The organism is Vannielia litorea, assembly GCF_900142295.1.
In the GTDB taxonomy this organism is placed as follows: Bacteria; Pseudomonadota; Alphaproteobacteria; order Rhodobacterales; family Rhodobacteraceae; genus Vannielia; species Vannielia litorea.
This window is the reverse complement of the sequence record NZ_FSRL01000001.1, coordinates 502849-523010: the sequence shown is the minus strand read 5'-3', so window position 1 is coordinate 523010 and position 20162 is coordinate 502849. Positions and strand designations below refer to the sequence as shown.

Genomic DNA, 20162 nt, shown 5'->3' with positions numbered 1-20162 from the left:
CAATGACAATGGCTACGAGCAGCAGACAACCCAGCGCCAGATCCGGTGCACGCACGCCCCGCGTGGGACGTGAGCTCTATTTCGTGCTTCTGCTCCTCGGCCTCTTCGCCCTCGGCTTCCTCGGGCTGGCACTTGCGGGCGGGTGGAAGGAGAGCTGGCAACAGGTCTTGCAGCTCTCGGCGCTGCAACTGTCTGCGCTCTTTGCCCTCTCCCTCGTCAACTACCTCTTCCGCGGGGTGCGCTGGCATCTCTTCGCCCGACGTCTCGGCCTGCCGCTCACCCCCGTCGCCAACATGCGCCACTTCCTGGGCGGTTTCGCCATGACCGCCACACCCGGCCGCGTGGGCGAGCTGGTGCGGATGCGCTGGATCAGCCGCGAGGCCGGCTGGCCCTTCACCCGCTCCGCGCCGCTGGTGCTGGTCGACCGGGCCTCCGACCTCGCCGCCATGGGCCTGATCCTCGCCGTCGCGCTCTCGCTCTCCGCCATGGGCATCAAGGGCGCGGTCTCGGTCGCCGTGCTGGCGCTGGTGGCCTCCGTGGTGGTCACCCGCCCCGCTCTGCTCACCCTGCTCGTGACCCTCTGCTACCGCGCCACAGGCTGGCTGCCGCGGCTCTTTGCCCGCATCCGCAGCGCCGCACGTTCGCTCCGGCAGTTCTCCACCCTGCCCGTCATCGCCGGATCGCTCACTCTCGGGCTCGCCGGCTGGGTGGCCGAGGGCTACGCCTTCCACCTGCTGCTGATGTGGATGGGTGCCGATATCGGCTTCTTCTCCGCCGTGGCAATCTTCGTCTTCTCCACCCTCGCGGGCGGCCTCACCGGCGCGCCGGGCGGCGTGGGCGGAGCCGAGGCGGCGATGATCGCGCTGCTCAAGCTCCACGGCATCCCGCTGGAGGTCTCGGTGCCCGCCACCGCCGTCATCCGCGTCACAACCCTCTGGTTCGCCATCGGCATCGGCCTTCTGGTCTTTCCCCTCGCCGAGCGGGCCTCTCTCAAGGCAATGTCATGAGCTGGAAGAAAACCACATGGACAGGCTGGGGCCGCGTGCTCTCTGCCACGGGTGAACTCGCCCGCCCCGAACGCAGCGCCGCGCTTGCCGCGCTCGCCACCGAAGGCCCCGCCATCGGCAACGCCCGCTCCTATGGCGACGCCGCGCTGGTGAGCGAGGGGCGCGCCGTCATCATGGCGCGGCTCGACAAGATCCTGGATTTCGACGCGGCCGAAGCGGTGATCCATGTCGAGGCCGGCGCCACCATCTCCGACCTGGCCCGCATCCTCGCTCCCCGGGGCTTCCTGCCCGCCGTCATGCCCGGCACCGGCTTTGCCACCGTCGGCGGCTGCATCGCCATGGACGTGCATGGCAAGAACCACCATGGCGCAGGCAGCTTCGGCCAGCATGTGACGGAGATCACCCTTGCGACCGGCAAGGTGCTCACCCCGCAGGACCCGCTCTTTGCCGCCACCGTCGGCGGCCTCGGCCAGACCGGCCCGATCGGCTCCGCCCGGCTCAGGCTGCTCCGCGCCAAGGTCGACGTGATGATGGTCACCGAGCGCCGCGCCGAAAACCTCGAGAGCTTCCTCGATCTGCTCGACGAGAGCGAGGCCACCTATACCGTCGGCTGGATCGACGCCACCGCCACGGGAGAGTCCCTCGGGCGCGGCATCCTCGAAGAGGGTGAAACCGGCGCAGGCCTCGTGCCGTCCGCCAAACGCGGCCGCAGGGTGCCGTTCAACGCCCCCGGCTGGGCACTGGCCGCGCCGGTCGTGCGGCTCTTCAACAAGCTCTACTACAGCCGCGTCCCGGCCGCCGGGCGCACCCTGGTCAAGCCGATCGACGATTTCTTCTTCCCGCTCGACCGGATCCACGACTGGAACAGGCTCTACGGAAGCCAGGGTTTTCACCAGTTCCAATGCGTCGTGCCCGTGACCGCGCGCGGCACCCTGCGCTCGATGCTCGAAGCGATCGCCAGTTCCGGCCTCGCCTCGCCGCTCGCGGTGCTCAAACGCATGGGTGCGGGCCGCGCTGGGCATCTCAGCTTTCCGATGGAGGGTTACACGCTGGCGGTCGATTTCCGCAATCGCACCGGCACCCGCGGGCTGATCCAGGAGCTCATCGCCGAGACCAAGGCCGCCGGCGGGCGCATCTATTTCGCCAAGGACTCCGTGGCGCGGGCCGAGGACATCCCCGGCATGTACCCCGAGCTCTCCGACTGGGCCGCCGCCGTCAACGCCGCGGACCCCGAGCACCGCTACGAGACCGATCTCACCCGCCGTCTGAGCCTCAGGAGCACCAAATGACCGAAACCTGGATACTCCTCGGCGCCACCTCCTCGATGGCCCGCGCCATGGCCCGCCATCTTGCCGTTGAAGGCGCCAACTTTCTGCTCGCCGGCCGCGACATGCCCGATCTGGAGGCGCAGGCCACCGACCTTGCCCTGCGCGGTGCAACCAACGCAAAGGCCGCCCGGTTCGACGCCCGCGACGCGCAAACCTTCGCCCCCCTCCTGGCCGAGGCCGAAGCCCTCGCCGGTGACGGCCCGATCAACTGCGCGGTCTTCGTGGGCTCCATGCCCCCGCAACAGAGCATCGACGCCGACCCTTCCCTGATCGACGGCACGGTGACCGACAGCTTCACCGGCCCCGCCCGCTTTCTGCAGATGCTCGCGCCCCGGCTCGAATCCCGCGGCAAGGGCCTCGTCATCGGCGTGGGCTCGGTCGCCGGGGACCGGGGCCGGATCGGCAACTACGTCTACGGCGCCGCCAAGGCAGGCTTTGCAACCTACCTCTCAGGCCTGCGCAACCGTCTCGGCCGCTCCGGCGTGCATGTGATGACGGTCAAGCCCGGCTTCGTGGACACGGCCATGACATGGGATGTCGAGGGCATGTTTCTTGTCGCCTCCCCCGAGCAGGTCGCTGCCCACATGCTGAAGGCCGGGCGCAAGGGCCGCAACGTGCTCTACACGCCGTTCTTCTGGCGCTACATCATGGCCATCATCCGCAGCGTTCCCGAGCCAATCTTCAAGAAGCTCTCGGTCTGACCCCGCAGCCCCCTCCGTCGCAGGAGGCCAGCCGCTCGGGCGGTCCGCCGCGCGCTACGCGCCGAACCATTGCTGCCAGAGCTTCGCCGCCCAGAACATCAGCGACAGGGTGAAGAGCATCACGCCCAGCCCCACCCGGTCGCGGGCCGCAAAGACGATGGGGTCGTAATCCATCTTTCCCTGCCAGCCGAGCCGCACCATCCGGATCAGCCAATGGGCGAGGAACGGCATGGCCGCCCAAAGCAGCCAGCGATCCGGGTAGAGCGCCTTTGCCTGCGGGCTCAGCGTATAGATGAAAAAGATCAGCAGCGCCCCGAACACGCCGATCCCGGCCACGTTCAGCAGGTCGTGCCGGTCGGGCCGCCCGTAGCCGCGCCCGGGCAGCCGCTCGTCATCCTCCGCCTTGGCCAGTTCGGTGATCCGCTTCACGCAGCCCAGCGTGATGAAGACCGGAAAGACGAAGACCAGCAAAGCACTGGTGATCGCCACCTCTCCCGCTGCGGCCCCCGCGACCACCCGGATGGTGTAGAGCGAGGCCAGCACGACGATATCGACCCAGCGCATCCGCTTCAGCTTCAGCGAATAGGCCAGCGAGGTGACGATGTAGAGCACCACGATCCCGAAGAACGCCCAGTTGAGCGCGGCGGCAAGGATCAGAGCCGAGAGCCCCAGCGCCACCCCTATGATCATCCCCACCCCGATCGGCACCGTGCCGGCGGCGAAGGGCCGCCTGCACTTGCTCTTGTGCAGCCGGTCGGCCTCGAGATCGAGCAGGTCGTTGACGATGTAGATCGACGAGGCCGCAAAGGAGAATGCAAGGATGCCGACGAGAACCGGCAGCAGCGCCGCCCAGCTGAACTGATGCGCCGCCACCAGAGGCAGCAGCAGCAGCACGTTCTTCACCCACTGGTGCGGGCGCAGCGCCTTCATGAGGTCGGCAAAGCGCCAGCCGCCGCCATAGGTCACCACGTTGCGGCCCTTCGCGGCGAGGCGGGCGGCGACCGAAGGCTGCTCGCCCACCATGATCACGTTTTCGGCGTGGTCCCAGACCTTGGCATCCACCGGCGCATTGCCGGCATAGTCGAAGCCCTGCTCGCCATAGGCCTCCACCAGCACGCCGGCCTTGGCCTTGCCCTTGAGATTGATCTCCGTGGTCGAGGCAAACACCCGGTCCGACAGCCCGTGATCGGCGGCCACCTGCTTCACCAGCGGCTCGGTCGAGGCGGAGGCAAGCACCACCTCGCGCCCTGCCGCCTTCGACTTTACCGCGAGCGCCCTGATATCGGGGTTCACCGGCATCAGGTCGGTGCGCAGCGGGGCAATTCGCGCCAGTTCGGCCTTCAGTTTCTCGGGGTGGCGCAGATGCCGAAAGCTCACGGCCAGCGTCGCCACAGGGTCGCGCCCCAGCCCGGCCCAGAAGTTCTCGAGCAGCAGGTCGGTCTTCAGGAAGGTGCCGTCGACATCGAGCACCAGCGGTTTCGCGTCAGCCACGCCTCTCAGCCTCCTGCGAAGACGCATCCGTCGGTGACAAGCTGCGGCGGGGTCAGGCACAGCCCCCGCGCCACCGTCCAGGCCGCAAGCACCTTGGGCACATAGTCGCGCGTCTCGGCATAGGGCGGAACCCCTGAATTCTTCTTAACGGCGCCCTCGCCCGCATTGTATCCGGCCAGCACCAGCATCGGGTCGCGGTCGAACTCCTTCATCAGGAAGTCGAGATAGGCCACGCCGCCCTTGATGTTCTGCACCGGATCGTTGGAATCGGTCACGCCAAAGCGGGCCGCCGTGTCGGGCATCAGCTGCATCAGCCCCTGGGCCCCGGCAGAGCTGACGGCGGTCACGTTGCCGGAGCTCTCGATCCCGATCACCGCCAGCACCAGCGCCGGCGACACATCGGTCCCGATGGTCGCCTTCAGGATCTCGGCACCATATTTGTCGGAGATCTTCTTCATGTGCGAGAGCCGGGGCGCCTTTACCGTCTGACCCTCGGGGCCGTTGCTGAGCATCTGCACCGCGGCGTCGAGCCGTCCGGGCGCCTTGGCGCTGAGATCGGGCGAGATCGCCGTCCAGAACCAGCCATAGGTCGGCGCGTCGGGCAGGGCCACAGGGTCGACACTGGCCGTGATCACCTCTCCCTCGCCTGCCGTGGCCACCGCGGGCTCCGCGCCCTCGCCCTTTTGCGGCGCATTCGGACGCGCGGCGATGTATTCGGCCTGGGCCTTGGGGTCGATCTGCACGGTGATCCTCTTGCCGGGCAGCCCCTTGCCCGCCTTCACACGCTTGAAGGTGAAGTCGGGGTAGGCCCCCGAGGTCTCGGCCCAGGAAGGGCCGGACAGGCAAACACCGGCCGCAGCGAGGCCTGCAAACATCATCTGACGCATGTTTCGCGCCTTTCCTGCTCAATAACGTTGTTATCGTTTTGCCCGAGCCTCGCAAAAACAGCGCCACATGGCCAGAAGGCATGAAACAATCGCGGCGGGTCGCGGTGATTTTGCCGCACTGCGCACGCAATCGCCAGCCAAGCCAACCTCTCGTTAACTATATTTTCGTTATTTTTCCGCGCGTTACTCGACACCCAACGCTTTTTTTGAAGCGCTTCAAAATTGTACGACGCACGCCCAATTCATGCCCCAATCCGAGGGCTAATTAGCATCCATACCGAGACGGGGATCGGGCCATTTCAGAGGCCGGCCCGAGAAGATCCGCCCTGGTTGACACTGGAAACGAGCGAAATCCTTGGAGGGATATACTATGAAACTGTTCACTCTCGTGAAGAACTTCCGCAACGACGAAGACGGTGCCGTGACCGTTGACTGGGTCGTGCTGACCGCCGCCATCGTGGGCCTCGGCATCGCCGTTCTCGCCTCCGTCTCCGGCGGTGTGAACACCCTGGCCCAGAACATCTCGAACGAGGTGGCTTCGGTCTCCGTGGGCGTTCCGACTTCCACCGACTAATAGGCTCACACGCCTATGTTGCCAGGGCCGCGCCTCTCCCAGGGAGGCGCGGCCTTCTCGTTTCAGCTGCTCGCAAGTGTTGGCCCGGCTGCGGTCCGGAACGTCCCGGAGATACCCCTTGGGCAACATCAATTCGCCGCATTTGAGCGCAACGATCGAAACCAAGGACATCAAGCGCCGGCAACAGGTGGGACGGCACAATGAGGAACAAACCGATGATTAAATTTCTCTCCCGCTTCTCCCGCGACGACTCCGGCGCCGTGACGGTCGACTGGGTCGTTCTCACAGCCGCCATCGTGGGCCTCGGGATCGCGGTCATCGCGATGATCGCCCAGGGCGCGACCCAGACGTCCGGCAGCATCGGCAACGTGCTGGGCAGCATGGAAGTCCAGCAGTACTGACCCTGCACCGGCCCAACTCCGCAAGACGCGGGGCGAGAGCAGACAATCGCGCCGGCCCCTGGCCGGCGTTTCGTTTTTGCGAACATTTCTTCTCGGCGCCGTCGCCCCGCCCCGGTTTTGCCAGATTCACCGGGAATAAACGCATCACGAGCAAGTTTGACTCTCGGGCGGCGCGTGGGGCCCTTCCGCCTCTTCCCCCGACCCGTGGCAAGTGAGAAAGGAAATACCATGCGTATCGTTTTCGCACTGGTTCTGGCGATCGGCGTCGCCCTGGCGGGTTTTGCCGCCTACATGGTGCAGGGCTATCTCGCCCGCACGACCGCCGAGCGCAATGCGCTGATCGCGGCGCAGCAACAGGCAAAGCCCACGGTCGACGTGATCGTGGTGTCCAAGAACAAGGCCTACGGCGAGCGCCTCATGCCCGAGGACGTCATTGCCATCCGCTGGCAGCAAGACAGCCTGCCCGCAGGCCACTACCTGAAGATGGAAGATCTCTTTCCCGCCGGGAAGGACCCGCGCACCATCATCACCGCGATGTCCAAGTTCGAGCCGGTGCTGAAATCCAAGGTGACGGAACCCGGCGAGGATGCAGGCATCACCTCGCGCCTGGACAAGGGCATGCGCGCCTTCGCCATCAAGGTCGACGCCACCTCGGGCGTGTCGGGCTTCCTGCGTCCCGGTGACCGGGTCGACGTGTACTGGACCGGCGGCATCGAAGGCCGCGAGGTGACCAAGCTCATCGAGGCGGGCATCAAGCTCATCGCGGTGGACCAGACCTACGACCAGGGCCATTCCAGCCCGTCGATTGCGCGCACCGTCACCGTGGCGATCTCGCCCGATCAGGTGGCATCGCTGGCCCAGGCCCAGAGCACCGGGCGCCTGTCGCTCTCGCTCGTTGGCGCGGAAGACGAGACCGTGGCCGCCGAGGTCGAGGTCGACCAGAAGCGCCTGCTCGGGATCAAGGACAAGGAAGTGCGCCAGGTCGAGGTGGAGCGCGTCTGCACCACCAAGGTCCGCAAGGGAGCCGAGGTGATCGAGCAGCCGATCCCCTGCACCAACTGACCCGTTCCGCCAAATCACTTGCCAAAAGGCCCGGCGCTCCCGCGAGGCGCCGGGCTTTTTCGCTTCCCGATGCTCCATTCAATCCAAAGATGAGATAGGCAACGCCAGGTTGAAGGGTGATTCAAGGCAATCGCACGAAACGTGTATTGGCGCAAAAAGCATGCATTCGTCACACAGTAATACCCAATCTTGACCGCCACACCGACCGAGGTTGACCAAATAAAAGCCAAAATTTCAGGGCGAAATTGACACATATTCGGTGGAGTGGCTGTTGGATGGTCCGGCACGCGTGATTTGCTCCCCCGTCTGTCTGGAAGGGAACGCCATGACCAAGTTTGCTAAGTTTGCCTGTGCTGCCACTGTCGGCATGGGCATGAGCATGGGGGCCGCACAAGCCGCCGAGAAAACCACCAACCTCTCCGTCAACGCCATCGTGCTCGACAGCTGCACCGTCACCGCCGTGACGGCGCTCGGCTTCGGCAGCATCGACACCAACACCGATGCAGGCCAGACGATCCCCGGCCTGATCAACGTGGTGTGCAGCTCCGCCAAGACCGATGTGTCGGTCAAGCTCGGGGCCGGTGCCGCGTCATCGGGTGGTTCGCGCAACATGTCGGACTCCGGCTCCGCAACGATCCCCTACTCGATCTTCTCGGATTCCACGCACACAGACGAGGTCGGTATCGACGAGAACATCTGGGAGGGCGACCTGACCGCAATCACCCCGCAGAACATCCCGGTCTACGGCACCATTGCTGCGGGCAATTACTCCGCCGGTATCTACTCCGATACGGTGCTGGTCACTCTAACCTATTGAGCCTGACCGAAATGTGCTAAGAGGTCTCAAAACAGGCAGGCCTCGATAAACGAGGATAAAAGGATAAAAACGATGCAGAGCAGCATTATCACCGCAGTCAAGAAGGCCACGCTGGCCGCCCTTCTCGGGGTGGCCGGCCTGACCGTCGCCGGCGGAACCGGCGCAATCGCCCAGTCGCTTTCGGTTTCTCCAACCAAACTCGAGGCCCCCGGCGTCAACCAGACCACCGTCACCGTCAAGGCCGACGGGCGCGGCACCTCCATCGTCCAGCTCCGGGTCATGGCCTGGCGCGAAGGCACCGATCCGAACCGGGTCAAATCTACCCGCGACGTCGTGATCTCGCCACCCGTGGTCAAGCTGAAGCCCCGGCAAGAGCTGACCGCACGGATCGTCCGGACCAAGGGCCGGAAGGTGCGGGGCCGCGAGTGCTACCGCGTCCTGATCGACCGCCTCCCCGGCATCGAGCAGGCCGACCAGGCGGTGAAACTCCAGGTCCGCCACTCCGTGCCACTTTGCTTCTCGTCGTGAACGACCTCCGGCGCACGCCTCCCGCGTGTGCCGGTGTCATCATGAACGTGGTCGAAGGTGGGGGCACCCGTGACAAGAACGGTTTCACAATCTTATAAGCGCGCCTTCGCGGCGCTGGCCGCCACGGCTCTGATGGCCGCGGTCCCCGTGCTGGCGCAGCAGGCCACGGGCGGCCTCGTCGTGGGCAACCCGGCCCCGGCGGCGCCCGCCGGTGGCGGCCTCGTCGTCGGCGCGCCCGAAACGCCCACCCGTGCCGACACCGTCGACCGCACCCAGGTGAGCGACGGGCTCGAGATCACCGCCTCGGTCGCAGGACGGGTGAACGCCCCCGCCGCCGACACGCCGCTCGCCCTCGAAGTGGCGCTGAACGGGCAGGACACCTTCCTTGTTGCCGAGTTTGTCCAGCAGGGCGGCACGGGCCGGATCTCGGCCACCCGTTCCGAGCTGCGCGAGCTGGGCATCCGGGCGCCAGCCACCAACCTCGGCCGCGTCTATCTCGACGAGATCGAGGGGGTCGACTACGACTACGACCCGATTTCCCAGAGCATCGCCATCACCGCGCCCTTCTCGGCGCTTCTGCCCAAGGTGCAATCGGCGGCCCAACGCCCCGAGTTCACCAAGCCCGAGCAGAGCTACGGCGCCGTGCTGAACTACGCGCTCGATGCCCAGGCCGGACCGGACGGCAGCGGCAACTACAGTTTCACCAGCTTCACCGGCGCGGTCGACGGCTGGGTCTTCACCCCTTTCGGCACCCTCTCCTCCACCGGCTTCTACCGCCACTACCCCAACAACCCCCAGGCGGGCGGGTTCATCCGGCAGGAGACCCGGCTAGACCTGCACAATCTCAATCGCGCCGTCACCCTCACCCTGGGCGACGTGACCACCTCGGCCACCGCCTGGTCGCGCCCGATCCGGATGGGCGGGGTCCAGCTCCGCCGCGACTTCTCGCTGCGCTCCGACCTCGTGACCGAGCAGCTGTTTTCCTTCGAGGGGGCCGCCGCCGTGCCCTCCTCCGTCGACGTCTACATCGAGAACAACCGCGCCTACACCGGCCAGGTCCAGCCCGGTCCTTTCCGGCTCGAGGATGTGCCGATCGCCTCCGGAGGCGGCGATGCTGTCGTCGTGGTGCGCGACGCGACCGGGCGCGAGGTCACCCGCGAGGTCTCCTTCTTCACCTCGCCGAACCTTCTGAAAAAGGGCCGCTTCGACTTTTCGCTCGAAACCGGCCGTGCCCGCGAGGCCTACGGCTCCGAGAGCGGCCAGTATGGCGGGACGGATCTCTATTCGGCGACCCTCGCCTATGGCCTGACCCGCCGTATGACCCTGGAGGCCCATGTCGAAGGCAGTGATGACCTGCTGCTGGCGGGTTTCGGTATTCATGCAGCCACCCGGATCGGCGAGCTCTCCTTCGCGGTCGGCCAGAGCGACTATCTCGGCACCTCGGCGGGCTTTGCCTACGGCACGCTCAGCACCCAGATCGGCAAGGTCGATCTTCAGGTCTCGAGCCTGCGCGCCGAGGCAGGCTTTGCCGACCTCGCCTATGTCACCGGCCTCGAGTATCTCGGGGCCGACGCGATCTCCGATGCAGGCTCCCTGCTCGAGTTTCCCACGATCACCGACGTGATCTCGGTGGGGATTCCGATCTCCGACGACTACCGCAACCTCGGCCTTTCGCTGGTGCGCTCCGAGCGCGCCTCGAGCCGCGACCTGATCGCCTCGGTCGCCTATTCGCACAGCCTCGACAAGGGCGGCGCCAACTTCTCGGTCTACGGCAGCCACAACTTCGAGAGCGAGGAGAGCCGCTTTTCCATGGCGCTTTCCATGCCGTTGGGCAAACGCACCACCGGGCGCGCGCAGGTCTCCACCTCCTCCAGCGGCGAGCGGATCGAGAGCCTCTATGCCAGCCGCGCCATCTCTGACGGCGTGGGCGATTACGGCTACACCGCCCGACTGGAGCGCCAGGACGGGCGTTACTACGGTGGCGGATCGGTCGAGTATCTCGGGCGCTACGGCAAGGTCTCGGGCGAACTGCTGTACTCCGATGGCCAGAGCTACCTGCGCGGCGCGGCCGAAGGGGCCGTGGTCATAGCGGGCGGGCAGCCTGCGCTCGGCAACACCATCTCCGACAGCTTCGCCGTCGTGCGCACCGGCGTGCCCGACCTTCCGGTGCAGCTGCATCACCGCGAGGTCACCCGCACCGGCATGGGCGGCGTGGCGCTGGTGCCCGGCCTCAGCTCCTTCCGCCTCAGCCATGTGTCGGTCGACCCCAAAAAGCTCGATGACAGTGTCGTGCTCGGGGCCACCGGGGCCGATGTGGTGCCCAGCCGGCGCGGCGGTGTGCTGGTGGATTTCAAACTCGAAGGCGCCAGCGGCGAGGCCGACGCTTCCGCGCTCGTCACGCTGGTCTCCGCCTCCGGCGCGCCCCTGCCCCCCGGCTCCGAGGCCAAGCTCGGCGGCAAGGGCGCGGGCTTCCCTGTGGGCTACGACGGGCTCACCTACGTCGACGGGCTGAAGAGCCAGAACACGCTCAAGGTCGAGCTCGCGGGCGGAGGCAGCTGCAGGGCCAGCTTCGCCTTCACGCCCACCGGCGAGCTGCAACCGCAGATCGGACCGTTCACATGCCAATGATCCCCCGCACCCTCCGCACCCTCGCGGCGATGGCCGCCCTGGCCGTCGCACCGATGACCGCCCAGGCGGCCAACTGCACCGCCACGGTCACCGATGTGAACTTCGGCACCGTCACGCTGCGCGCCGGCGCCAACAACACGACCCAGGGCAACATCCGCGTCACCTGCAGCAATCCGTTGCTGCTGGTCGCCGATGTCGTCGGCGTCTGCGTGCAGATCGGCCCCGGCTCGGGCGGCGCGGGGGCCGGCAACTCGCCGCGCTACATGCGCAACGGCTCGGGCCGCGCACTTGCCTACGACCTGCGCCTCGGCGGTTCCTCCGCCGTGACCGGGCCGACCACCGAGGTGTTCCGGTCCATCACCATGCTGGTCGGTCTCGGCGGAACCGTGGACATCCCGATCTACGGCCGCATCGTCGAGAACGCGCCCAGCGTGCCCACCGGCAGCTACGCCAGCAACTTCAGCGGCCCGACACAGGTGAAGCTCACCTACGGCGTGCTGGCCTGCGGGCTTCTCGGCCAAACCAGCACCCCCGCCCCGTTCACCGTGTCGGCCCAGCTCGAGGCGAGCTGCGAGATCGACGTGAGCAGCATGAACTTCGGGGTGATCCCCACCCAGTTGACCGCACCCGTCGACCAGACCGCCTCGCTGAACGTGCGCTGCTCCGATGCCACGCCTTACACCGTGACCCTCGGCCAGGGGACAGGCGGCGGCACCGATCCGGCGCGCCGACGCATGAAGAACGGGGCCAATGTGCTTGAATACGGGCTCTACCGCGATGCCGCCCGCAGCGCCGTCTGGGGCGCGACCCCCACGACCGACCTCGACGCCACCGGCGCCGGCCTGAACCAGGGCTACACCATCTACGGCCGGATTCACGCCGGACAGTCGGCCGAGTTCGGCACCTACACCGACAGCGTGGTGGTGACGGTGAATTACTGAGCGGCAGGGCGCTACCCCTAGGGGCAACCCAGGCGTGCGTCCGCTACAACTAGCCCCGTGTTGCTGTGAAACTACATAAAAGAATCGCCACAACGCGTTGATTCTTGCAAAAAAACATGACTGCCCGCAGGATGTGGGCACCACAAGTGGGCCTCAAGGCCCCATTCCATCGTAGTGACTATAGAGGCAGGGTCACATGAAACTTAAAGCGCTTATGGCGGCGGGCCTGATCGGCCTTGCTGCAATCATTCCCAATATAAAGGGGGCGGCCGCCCAATCCCTCCGGGTCATGTCCGGATCGGCCTCCTCCAGCCTGAAAGTTCCGATGAACCGGGCCGTCGTCGTCGAGAGCGACGAGGCCTTCGCGGAACTCTCCATTGCAAACCCCGGCATCGCCGACATCTCCACGCTCTCCGAGCGCACGATCTACGTGCTCGGCAAGGCGCCGGGGCGGACGACGCTAACCCTTCTGGCGCCCGATGGCTCGCTCATCACCAACGTCGAAGTGCAGGTCACGCCGGATATCTCCGAGCTCAAGGAGCGCCTCCGCGAGGTGCTTCCGGGCGAGCAGATCGAGGTGCGCCCCGCCAACGACGGCCTGATCCTTTCGGGTATCGTCAGCTCGGCCGCATCGCTTGACCGGGCGCTCGACCTCGCCCAGCGCTATGCGCCGCAGCGGGTGTCGAACCTGATGACCGTGGGCGGCTCGCAGCAGGTGATGCTGAAGGTCCGCTTCGCCGAGATGAACCGCTCCGTGTCCAAGTCGCTTTCCGCGTCCGTGGGCATCGCGGGTGTCTCCGGCGGTGAGGGCAACTTCGGCGCGGCCGGTGGATCCGGCACCTATCTCGAGGGCAACAACCTGTCGAACCTGTTCGACGGCGACCCCAACACCAGCGTCACCCGCTCGGGGCAGTCGACCGGCGCCATCTCCTTCGGCTTCGGCGGCTCCAACGTCGAGCTGGCGATCCTGCTCGAGGCGCTCGAGACCCGCGGCTTCATCCGCACGCTGGCGGAGCCCAACCTGACCGCGCTCTCCGGCCAGAACGCCGAATTCCTCGCCGGTGGCGAGTACCCGGTGCCGGTGGCCAACGACAACGGTTCGGTGACGGTGGACTTCAAGCCCTTCGGCATCCTGCTGAACTTCACGCCCCGCGTGATCGGCAAGAACATCAACCTGAGGCTCACCGCCGAAGTGTCGGGTGTCGATACCACCATTGGCTTCACCGATGCGGGCTTCACCGTGAACGGCTTCCGCACCCGGTCGACCTCGACCACCGTGGAGCTGCGCGACGGCGAGAGCTTTGCCATCGCGGGGCTGCTGCAGGACGACTTCACCGACGGCATCTCCAAGGTGCCATGGCTCGGTGACATCCCGATCCTGGGCACCCTGTTCCGCTCGTCGGACTACCAGCGCAACCAGTCCGAGCTCGTGATCATCGTCTCGGCCCACCTGGTGACGCCCACAGCCGGTGAAGCCCTCGCGCTTCCCACCGACCGTGTGCGCCCGCCCACCGAGCGTGAGTTCTTCCTCGGCGGCAACGACGCAATGCCCGCCAACGGCTCCTCCACCCGCACCTCCACCAAGGGCGGCGCAGGCGAGGTGGCCCGGCAGGACTTTTCCGGTTCCTACGGCTACGTGATGGAGTGAAGACCATGAAAAAGGCACTCACCCTTGGCATCCTCTCCACCGCGCTCGCGGTGGCCGGGTGCAGCGACTCCGCCGACCGTGTGGTGGGCAGCGACCTCGACATCGGCGGCTTCGGCAATGCGACGATGAACAACCACCTCGTCCACACCGGCCAGCTCAACGCCGCCGTGGAACTGAGCCGGAAGTTCGCCGCCGAGGCCCCGACCACGATCAACTTCGCCTTCAACTCGGCGGCGCTCGATGCTTCGGCCCGGGCCGCCCTCGACAAGCAGGCCTCGTGGATCGCCCAGTATCCGACGGTGCGGTTCCGCGTCTTCGGCCACACCGACCTGGTGGGCTCGCAGGGCTACAACAAGGCCCTCGGCCTGCGCCGGGCACGGGCCGCGGTCAACTACCTCGTGTCGCGCGGGATCTCCCGCTCCCGGCTCGAGGCGGTGGTCAGCTTCGGCGAGACCCAGCCGCTCATCCACACCGAGACCCGCGAGCGCCGCAACCGCCGCACGGTCACCGAGGTGTCGGGCTTCCTGGGCAAGCGCCAGCAGTTCCAGGACGGCAAGTACGCGCTGTTCTCCTACACCGAGACGATCACCTCGGCGACCGAGCCCCACGAGCTGGTCATCATCGACGAACAGGGCAGCGACGAAGAACGCTGACCCCGGGCCAAGGGGTTCTCCCCTGCCCTGCCTCTCTCACGGCAGGGGCCCCCGCAAGCCAGACCCGAACGCGCGCCGCACCCCGGCGCGCGTTCTTCGTTCGGGGCTATCGTTTCGAGCCGGGCAACAAAATCTGTGGAGAAATCGAACGATTGCCCCGCAGCTGAGAAACAACGCCCCTTCAGGGGGTTAATCCCACCGCAGATACCCAACAATTTCGGCTTTTCAGCCGCAATCTTGCCCATTTTGGGGGGCATCAACTCTTCATTGGGAGCAGTGCGCGTATAACGACTCGCGCAGGCACCCGGGCCAGAGGGGGCGGTTGCCAGGCAAAACATGCTCCTCCCTTCAGCGGTTTCCGGGTGTGACCGTAGAAAAAGGACGTGAGGCAATGACGATGACCGCAGTATTGCAGCCAGAACCGGCGCCGATCACTGCCTGCACCGTGTCGCGCGACGTGCAGAATTTCGATCTTCTGATCGAAGACATGGAAACCGAGCTTGGAGAGAGCTGGGGTGACCTTGGTTTTGCCGACGCCTCCGCCTTCCTCGACCAGGACGAGGCCGAGGAGCTCAAGTTCTTCGCTGTCGCGCTCGACAGCCAGGACGAGGCCAACCTTCCCGAGATCACCGCGCTCATCACCAAGGCCCGCGACAAGGGCGTAAAGGTCATCCTGATTGCCGAGGATGTCAGCCCCATTGTCCTGCACCAGCTGTTGCACAACGGCGCCGATGACTTCGTTCCCTACCCGCTTCCCGAGAACGCCCTGCACGATGCGATCGAGCGGCTGAACAAGCCCGCACCCGCACCGGTGCAGCTTGCGCCCCAGGCCGCCACGCCCACGCTCACCGCCACCGGCGACCGTGACGGCGTCGTGCTGGCCGTGCACGGCATGGCCGGCGGCACCGGGGCCACCACCTTCGCGGTGAACCTCGCCTACGAGCTCGCCACCCAGGAGAAGAAGGACAATCCGCGCGTCTGCCTGATCGACCTCGACTTCCAGTTCGGCTCGACCGCCACCTTTCTCGACCTCGACCGCAAGGAAGCGGTCTACGAGATCCTGAGCGATACCGCGTCGATGGACAGCTCCGCCTTCATGGCGGCGCTGCAATCCTACAACGACAAGATCCACGTGCTCACCGCCCCCGCCGAGATGCTCCCGCTCGACATCGCGACGCCGGATGACATCTCCGCCGTGCTGGAGGTCGCACGGGCCAACTTCGACTTCGTCGTGATCGACATGCCCACGACCGTCTGCGCCTGGACCGAGACGGTGCTGGATGCCGCCCAGGTCTACTTCGCGCCCATCGAGCTCGACATGCGCTCGGCGCAAAACGTGATGCGGATGATCCGGGCGCTCAAGTCCGAGGACCTGCCCTACGAGAAGCTGCGTTTCGCGCTCAACCGCTCGCCCAAGTTCACCGACCTCTCCGGCAAGGCCCGCGTCAAGCGGATGGCCGAAGGGCTCGACATCGACATCGAGCTGATGCTGGCCAACGGCGCCAAGCAGGTGAGCGACAGCGCCGACCACGGCCAGCCGCTGGCCGAGTTCGCCCCGAAAAACCCGCTCCGCCGCGACATCCAGAAACTGGCCCAGTCGCTGCTCGAGCTTGTGAAATCCGCGGAAGAAGCCGCCTGACCGACTAGCAACCAAGGAATACCGCCATGTTCTCGCGCTACAAGAAACAGGCAACGCCCGAAGGTCCTGCCGCAAACGCACCCGCCGCCGCGCCCGCCGCGCAGGCGGCGCCCGCCGTTGCGCCGAAGACAAAGCTGCAACGTGCCGCCATGGCGCCGCAGAAGAGCGCCAAGGTCGCCGCGGCCGCCACGCCCGAGGACAAGGAGAAAAAGCGCAAGGAGCGGCTCTCCGAGATCAAGGTGGAGCTGCACAAGGCGCTGCTCGACAACCTCAACCTCGCCGCGCTGGAAACCGCGACGGAGAGCGACCTGAAGGCCGAGATCGTCGCCATCTCCTCCGAGACGCTGGAGCAGATGGGCGTTGTCCTGAACAAGGAAGAGCGCGTCACCCTCCACCAGGATCTCTACGACGAGGTCACCGGCCTGGGCCCGCTCGAGCCGCTGCTGAAGGACGACGACGTCAACGATATTCTCGTCAACGGTCCCAAGCAGATCTTCGTCGAACGGGCGGGCAAGCTCTCGCTCTCCGACATCACCTTCAAGGATGAAAAGCACCTGCTGCGGATCATCGACAAGATCGTGTCGGCCGTGGGCCGCCGGGTCGATGAAAGCAACCCCTACGTCGACGCGCGTCTGTCGGATGGGTCGCGTTTCAACGCCATGGTGCCGCCCATCGCGGTGGATGGCAGCCTCGTCTCGATCCGTAAGTTCAAGAAAGAGAAACTTGCGATCGACGACCTCGTGAAGTTCGGCGCCTTCACCGAGGAGATGGCCGCCTATCTCCAGGCCGCCGTCGCCTGCCGCCTGAACGTGATCGTCTCGGGCGGTACCGGCTCGGGCAAGACCACCACGCTCAACGCGCTGTCGAGCTTCATCGACAACTCCGAGCGGATCCTGACCATCGAAGACACGGCGGAACTCCAGCTTCAGCAAACCCACGTCGGCCGGATGGAAAGCCGCCCGGCAAACGTCGAGGGCAAGGGCGCCGTGACCCAGCGCGACTGTCTGCGCAACGCGCTCCGGATGCGCCCCGACCGCATCATCGTGGGTGAGACCCGCGGCGAGGAAGTGATCGACATGCTGCAGGCCATGAACACCGGCCACGACGGCTCGATGACCACGATCCACGCCAACTCCGCCCGCGACGGCGTGAGCCGTCTCGAGAACATGATCGCCATGGCCGGCATCGAGATGCCGCTCAAGGCCGTGCGCTCGCAGATCTCCTCGGCCGTCAACCTCATCGTGCAGGCCTCCCGTCTCCAGGACGGCTCCCGCCGCATGGTCTCGATCACCGAGATCACCGGCATGGAGGGCGAGGTCATCTCGATGCAGGAGATCTTCCGCTACGAGCGTCTCGGGCTGGCGTCCGACGGCAAGATCATCGGCCGCTTCAACGCCACCGGTGTCCGCTCCGCCTATTCCGATCGTTTCAAGGCCTGGGGCTACGACCTCCCGGCCTCGATCTTCGAACCCATCGCCGCGCAATAAGGGGGAGCGCAGCCATGCAGATTTCCGCAGAACCACTCATCTACGGCCTGATCTTCGTTGCCGTCCTGGTGATGGTCGAAGGCCTCTACCTTGTCGTCTTCGGCAAGTCGATCTCGCTCAACAGCAAGGTCAACCGCCGCCTCGACATGATGGAGAAGGGCGGCAACCGCGAAGAGGTGCTCGAACAGCTCCGCAAGGAGATGAAGCAGCACATGTCGACCAAGAGCATCCCGCTCTACTCGATCCTTGCCAACAAGGCCCAGAAGGCCAACATCGCCTTCTCTCCCGGCCAACTCGTGCTGATCATGCTGGGCCTCTCCGTGGTCGCCTTCGGCGCGCTTTCGGTCGCCTCCTCGGCGGGCTTCGGCGTCCGCCTGATCGTGTCCCTCGCGATGGGCATCGGCGGCGTCTACACCTGGGTCAACAACAAGGCCAAGAAGCGCCTCGCCCTGATCGAGGAGCAACTCCCCGACGCGGTCGAGCTGATGGTCCGTTCGCTGCGCGTCGGCCACCCCTTCTCCTCGGCCGTCAACATCGTCGCCAAGGAGGTGCCCGACCCGCTCGGCACCGAATTCGGCGTCATCGCCGACGAGGCCGCCTATGGCCGCGAGATGTCGGAATCGCTGAAGGACCTCGCCGAACGGATCGACATGCAGGATCTTCGCTTCCTCGCCGTCGCCGTGACCATCCAGCAGCAGTCGGGCGGCAACCTCGCCGAGATCCTCGAAGGCCTCTCCAAGGTGATCCGGGCCCGCTTCAAGCTGTTCCGCCGGGTCAAGGCGATCACCGCCGAGGCCAAGTGGTCCGGCATGTTCCTGTCGCTCTTCCCGATCCTGGCGATCATCATGATCAACGTGATCAAACCCGACTACTACGACGACGTGAAGGAAACCGCGGCCTTCATCCCGGCCTGCATCGTCGTCGCCACCTTCCTCGTCGTAAACGTGATCTTCATGAAGATCATGGTGAACATCAAAGTCTGAGGCCCCAAGCATGGAACTACTGCAAAACGCCAACGACTGGCTCATCGCCACCTTCGGGGAGCTCGGTCCGCTCTACGCCATCGGCGCACTCGGCCTCCTGCTGGTGCTGCTCACCCTGCCGACCTTCCTCAAGCGGCAGGCAGACCCGATGGACAAGCTCAAGGGCACCGGCGGCACCGCCAGCCGTGCCTCCAAGCTGGCCGAGGGCAAGGGCGCCAAGCTGCGCTCCTCCAGCAAGAGCGGCGAGAAGCTCGACAAGTTCGCCACCTTCCTCGAGCCGCAGTCCGCCGAGGAAATGAGCGCAGCCCGCCTGCGCATGCTCCAGGCCGGCTACCGCGGCAAGAACGCGGTGCGGATGTTCCACTTCATCCAGTTCTCGCTCGGCATCGGCATGCTGCTGATCGGCCTCCTCGTCGCCATCGTCAGCTCGGCGACCGGCGAGGTCGAAACCAAGCAGCTCCTGATGATGGTGCTGATCCCCGGCTTCGCGGGCTACTACCTGCCCCGCTACTGGATCAACCGCCGCCTGCAACAACGCCAGGCCGACATCACCAACGGCTTTCCTGACTCGCTCGACATGATGCTGGTCTGCGTCGAGGCCGGCCAGTCGATGGACCAGTCGATCATCCGCGTCAGCAAGGAGATCCGCCAGGGCTATCCCGCGCTCGCCGAGGAATACGAGATCGTCGCCCACGAGGTGAAGGCCGGCAAGGACAAGTCCAACGTGCTGAAGGACATGTCCGAGCGCTGCGGCGTGCCCGACATCGCCAGCTTCGTGACCGTGATGATCCAGTCCGCCAGTTTCGGTACCTCCATCGCCGACGCGCTCCGGGTGTTCTCCGAGGAGATGCGCGACAAGCGGGTGATGCGGGCGGAAGAAAAGGCCAACGTCCTGCCCACCAAGCTGACGCTCGGCACCATGATGTTCACTGTGCCGCCGCTGATGATCATCCTCATCGGCCCGTCGGTCTACCAGATCTACGACACGCTGAGCAACGCGAAGTTCTTCTGAGGCAGGGGCCACACTGGCCCCCGCCCCCTTCACCCCATCGCTGGGCGCCATGTCATCCTCGGGCCCGACCCGAGGATCACCCGCGGCGCAGCCCGGGCGGACGCCACGACGATACCCGCATGCGGGCCAGACCTGTGCGCCTGTCGGCCGGCGGTCCGCGCAGCCGTGCGGCAGACAGGGCCGCGAGACCTGAAGAAAGGCTCAAGCCACCGTCCCCGCGCCTTAACCGCCTTTCGCCCCAAATCGCGTATGCATGGGTTGTGCATCAGTTGTGCATGGGTTGTGCTAAGGTGCTCTGATACCTCCCGGCCAAGTCCTGCCCCACCGGGCGCTGCTGTCACCTTTTTGCCCCTTTCGCCACCCGACGGCCCGAAG

The 20162-nt window shown here is 65.9% G+C and carries 18 protein-coding genes; 16 read left to right on the top strand and 2 right to left on the bottom strand.

The window, feature by feature from the left end:
* The first annotated feature begins 62 nt into the window (after positions 1 to 62).
* From BUR94_RS02635 to BUR94_RS02625, 3 genes are read left to right on the top strand one after another with little or no spacing between them, the layout of a single operon-like run.
* Positions 63 to 1007, top strand: a complete 945-nt coding sequence (locus BUR94_RS02635; RefSeq protein ID WP_245794347.1) for a lysylphosphatidylglycerol synthase transmembrane domain-containing protein — start codon at positions 63 to 65, stop codon at positions 1005 to 1007.
* Positions 1004 to 2296 carry an FAD-binding oxidoreductase gene (locus BUR94_RS02630; protein WP_074254711.1) on the top strand — a complete coding sequence of 431 codons (1293 nt, stop codon included), beginning with the start codon at positions 1004 to 1006 and terminating at the stop codon, positions 2294 to 2296. The genes BUR94_RS02635 and BUR94_RS02630 overlap by 4 nt, the downstream gene beginning before the upstream one ends.
* Positions 2293 to 3036, top strand: a complete 744-nt coding sequence (locus BUR94_RS02625; RefSeq protein WP_074254710.1) for an SDR family NAD(P)-dependent oxidoreductase — start codon at positions 2293 to 2295, stop codon at positions 3034 to 3036. The genes BUR94_RS02630 and BUR94_RS02625 overlap by 4 nt, the downstream gene beginning before the upstream one ends.
* Positions 3037 to 3090: 54 nt before the next feature.
* Here the strand turns inward: BUR94_RS02625 and BUR94_RS02620 are convergent, their stop codons facing one another.
* Complete coding sequence (locus tag BUR94_RS02620) at positions 3091 to 4527, bottom strand: UbiA family prenyltransferase (RefSeq protein WP_245794345.1); 1437 nt, start codon at positions 4525 to 4527, stop codon at positions 3091 to 3093.
* Between the two features lie 5 nt (positions 4528 to 4532).
* Positions 4533 to 5414, bottom strand: coding sequence for a lytic transglycosylase domain-containing protein (locus tag BUR94_RS02615; protein ID WP_245794343.1), 882 nt, complete (start codon positions 5412 to 5414; stop codon positions 4533 to 4535).
* A gap of 370 nt (positions 5415 to 5784) precedes the next feature.
* Here BUR94_RS02615 and BUR94_RS02610 point away from each other — a divergent pair, with 370 nt between their 5' ends.
* The 13 genes from BUR94_RS02610 (at position 5785) to BUR94_RS02550 (ending at position 19787) form a co-directional block, all read left to right on the top strand.
* On the top strand, positions 5785 to 5988 hold the full coding sequence (locus BUR94_RS02610; RefSeq protein WP_074254708.1) for a Flp family type IVb pilin: 204 nt from the start codon (positions 5785 to 5787) through the stop codon (positions 5986 to 5988).
* A 215-nt stretch (positions 5989 to 6203) separates the two neighbouring features.
* Complete coding sequence (locus BUR94_RS02605) at positions 6204 to 6389, top strand: Flp family type IVb pilin (protein ID WP_074254707.1); 186 nt, start codon at positions 6204 to 6206, stop codon at positions 6387 to 6389.
* A 228-nt stretch (positions 6390 to 6617) separates the two neighbouring features.
* On the top strand, positions 6618 to 7451 hold the full coding sequence (gene cpaB / locus BUR94_RS02600) for a Flp pilus assembly protein CpaB (RefSeq protein WP_074254706.1): 834 nt from the start codon (positions 6618 to 6620) through the stop codon (positions 7449 to 7451).
* Positions 7452 to 7776: 325 nt separating this feature from the next.
* Entirely contained in the window at positions 7777 to 8268 is a 492-nt protein-coding gene (locus BUR94_RS02595) for a Csu type fimbrial protein (RefSeq protein WP_074254705.1), read from the top strand.
* Positions 8269 to 8340: 72 nt separating this feature from the next.
* A complete protein-coding gene (locus BUR94_RS02590; protein ID WP_074254704.1) occupies positions 8341 to 8796 on the top strand; it encodes a fimbrial biogenesis chaperone in 456 nt (151 codons plus the stop codon).
* A gap of 132 nt (positions 8797 to 8928) precedes the next feature.
* A complete protein-coding gene (locus BUR94_RS02585) occupies positions 8929 to 11424 on the top strand; it encodes a fimbria/pilus outer membrane usher protein (RefSeq protein ID WP_074254703.1) in 2496 nt (831 codons plus the stop codon).
* A complete protein-coding gene (locus BUR94_RS02580) occupies positions 11421 to 12365 on the top strand; it encodes a Csu type fimbrial protein (RefSeq protein ID WP_074254702.1) in 945 nt (314 codons plus the stop codon). Before BUR94_RS02585 ends, BUR94_RS02580 begins: the two co-directional genes overlap by 4 nt.
* A 196-nt stretch (positions 12366 to 12561) precedes the next feature.
* A complete protein-coding gene (locus BUR94_RS02575) occupies positions 12562 to 14013 on the top strand; it encodes a type II and III secretion system protein family protein (RefSeq protein WP_074254701.1) in 1452 nt (483 codons plus the stop codon).
* Positions 14014 to 14018: 5 nt separating this feature from the next.
* The gene (locus BUR94_RS02570; RefSeq protein ID WP_074254700.1) at positions 14019 to 14666 is read left to right on the top strand and encodes an OmpA family protein; all 648 of its coding nucleotides are present in this window, start codon (positions 14019 to 14021) and stop codon (positions 14664 to 14666) included.
* A gap of 391 nt (positions 14667 to 15057) precedes the next feature.
* Positions 15058 to 16305, top strand: coding sequence for a CpaE/TadZ family protein (locus BUR94_RS02565; protein WP_074254699.1), 1248 nt, complete (start codon positions 15058 to 15060; stop codon positions 16303 to 16305).
* Positions 16306 to 16331: 26 nt separating this feature from the next.
* Positions 16332 to 17792 carry a TadA family conjugal transfer-associated ATPase gene (locus BUR94_RS02560; protein ID WP_074254698.1) on the top strand — a complete coding sequence of 487 codons (1461 nt, stop codon included), beginning with the start codon at positions 16332 to 16334 and terminating at the stop codon, positions 17790 to 17792.
* Between the two features lie 14 nt (positions 17793 to 17806).
* Entirely contained in the window at positions 17807 to 18775 is a 969-nt protein-coding gene (locus BUR94_RS02555; protein WP_074254697.1) for a type II secretion system F family protein, read from the top strand.
* 10 nt (positions 18776 to 18785) lie between these two features.
* The gene (locus BUR94_RS02550) at positions 18786 to 19787 is read left to right on the top strand and encodes a type II secretion system F family protein (protein ID WP_074254696.1); all 1002 of its coding nucleotides are present in this window, start codon (positions 18786 to 18788) and stop codon (positions 19785 to 19787) included.
* Positions 19788 to 20162 lie beyond the last annotated feature (375 nt).

Excerpts from the sequence above, each read along its gene's own strand:
- BUR94_RS02570 (WP_074254700.1), top strand. The coding sequence starts at position 14,019 with ATGAAAAAGGCACTCACCCTTGGCATCCTCTCCACCGCGCTCGCGGTG.
- BUR94_RS02605 (WP_074254707.1), top strand. The coding sequence starts at position 6,204 with ATGATTAAATTTCTCTCCCGCTTCTCCCGCGACGACTCCGGCGCCGTG.
- BUR94_RS02615 (WP_245794343.1), bottom strand. The coding sequence starts at position 5,414 with ATGCGTCAGATGATGTTTGCAGGCCTCGCTGCGGCCGGTGTTTGCCTG.
- BUR94_RS02555 (WP_074254697.1), top strand. The coding sequence starts at position 17,807 with ATGCAGATTTCCGCAGAACCACTCATCTACGGCCTGATCTTCGTTGCC.
- BUR94_RS02625 (WP_074254710.1), top strand. The coding sequence starts at position 2,293 with ATGACCGAAACCTGGATACTCCTCGGCGCCACCTCCTCGATGGCCCGC.
- BUR94_RS02565 (WP_074254699.1), top strand. The coding sequence starts at position 15,058 with ATGACGATGACCGCAGTATTGCAGCCAGAACCGGCGCCGATCACTGCC.
- BUR94_RS02550 (WP_074254696.1), top strand. The coding sequence starts at position 18,786 with ATGGAACTACTGCAAAACGCCAACGACTGGCTCATCGCCACCTTCGGG.
- BUR94_RS02575 (WP_074254701.1), top strand. The coding sequence starts at position 12,562 with ATGAAACTTAAAGCGCTTATGGCGGCGGGCCTGATCGGCCTTGCTGCA.
- BUR94_RS02580 (WP_074254702.1), top strand. The coding sequence starts at position 11,421 with ATGATCCCCCGCACCCTCCGCACCCTCGCGGCGATGGCCGCCCTGGCC.
- BUR94_RS02590 (WP_074254704.1), top strand. The coding sequence starts at position 8,341 with ATGCAGAGCAGCATTATCACCGCAGTCAAGAAGGCCACGCTGGCCGCC.
- BUR94_RS02585 (WP_074254703.1), top strand. The coding sequence starts at position 8,929 with ATGGCCGCGGTCCCCGTGCTGGCGCAGCAGGCCACGGGCGGCCTCGTC.
- BUR94_RS02560 (WP_074254698.1), top strand. The coding sequence starts at position 16,332 with ATGTTCTCGCGCTACAAGAAACAGGCAACGCCCGAAGGTCCTGCCGCA.
- BUR94_RS02610 (WP_074254708.1), top strand. The coding sequence starts at position 5,785 with ATGAAACTGTTCACTCTCGTGAAGAACTTCCGCAACGACGAAGACGGT.
- BUR94_RS02630 (WP_074254711.1), top strand. The coding sequence starts at position 1,004 with ATGAGCTGGAAGAAAACCACATGGACAGGCTGGGGCCGCGTGCTCTCT.
- BUR94_RS02595 (WP_074254705.1), top strand. The coding sequence starts at position 7,777 with ATGACCAAGTTTGCTAAGTTTGCCTGTGCTGCCACTGTCGGCATGGGC.
- cpaB (WP_074254706.1), top strand. The coding sequence starts at position 6,618 with ATGCGTATCGTTTTCGCACTGGTTCTGGCGATCGGCGTCGCCCTGGCG.